This is a genomic window from Corynebacterium macginleyi (assembly GCF_003688935.1).
GTDB lineage: Bacteria > Actinomycetota > Actinomycetes > Mycobacteriales > Mycobacteriaceae > Corynebacterium > Corynebacterium macginleyi.
The window spans coordinates 1-1,065 of record NZ_REGE01000055.1; the positions used below are offsets into that span (position 1 = coordinate 1).

Below are 1,065 nucleotides of genomic sequence, written 5' to 3' on the forward strand. Positions count from 1 at the left end.
GTCGGTGGTAGATAGCTACAGGGAAACGCCCGGTCCCATTCCGAACCCGGAAGCTAAGCCTGTACACGCTGATGGTACTGCAACCGGGAGGTTGTGGGAGAGTAAGTCACCGCCGACACCAAACAAACAAACAACAACTACATATGATTCACAGTAATCCCCGACAGACCACCACACCCAACAAAAGTGGAATAGTGAGCCTGCCGGGGACTATCTGTCAAAGTAGCCCTGTGAAGAGCCCCAAATGTTGGTCCTAGGTATGTGCGCTGATTACTATTATTACCTGCGGCGGGCTCTGCTTCTGCATATTGAAGCGTCCTCGGTTTAGTCCCTTTCTCTGCTCAGGACGGATTGGCACTATGCACAGAAAGTATTCCGCCGAATTCGAGGAGAAGGCGGTCCATCAGATCATCGAAATTCTCCGCTTGGATTCTTGCTCAGTGCTACGCGCCTACACGGAAGTCGGTGGACTCCTCAAGTATCTCACTACACGTTACGCGCCTGTTACCGCGACAGCCTCGCCCATGAGCAGACTGCACCAACAGGTGGCTAAATCATGGAAGAGGAGCTCGAGCTTCTGTCCCGGGAAAACTGCGAGTTGAAGCGAGCCAACGGAATCCTCAAGACTGCCTCAGTTTTTTCGCAGCGGAACTCGACTACCCTACGATCAAATGGTCTCCCACATCGACGAGTACAAGGAGCCATTTTGGGTCGAGGCCCTCTGCCGAGTCCTAAAACAAGCAGATCGTGGATTTTTCACCTCACGCGGCTACCAAAAACCACTTCATGTGTTCCCAGTGCAAGAGCCTTAAGCGATAGCCTTTTCATTCCAGAAATACAGCGTGTGCACGCGGAGAATGTCTCGGTCTACGGTATTTACACAATGTGGCACGCGAAGAACCGTGAAGGCTTTCATATCGGCCGTAACAACGCCGCACGCCTGATGAAACTTGCAGGTGTGTCCGGTCGACGACGTGGACGAACCCCGGTCACCACGATCAGCCCTAAAGTTCTGGATCCTCGTCTGGACCTTGTGCAGCTAAACGTCCGGGCAACAGCACCTGG

General features: G+C 53.1%; 1 rRNA gene and 1 pseudogene. Both read left to right on the forward strand.

The features are described 5' to 3' along the window. Positions 1-118 (forward strand): 5S ribosomal RNA (gene rrf / locus D9V82_RS11975). A 241-nt stretch (positions 119-359) separates the two neighbouring features. Continuing rightward, positions 360-1,065: pseudogene (locus D9V82_RS11980) on the forward strand (IS3 family transposase); the annotation flags it as partial.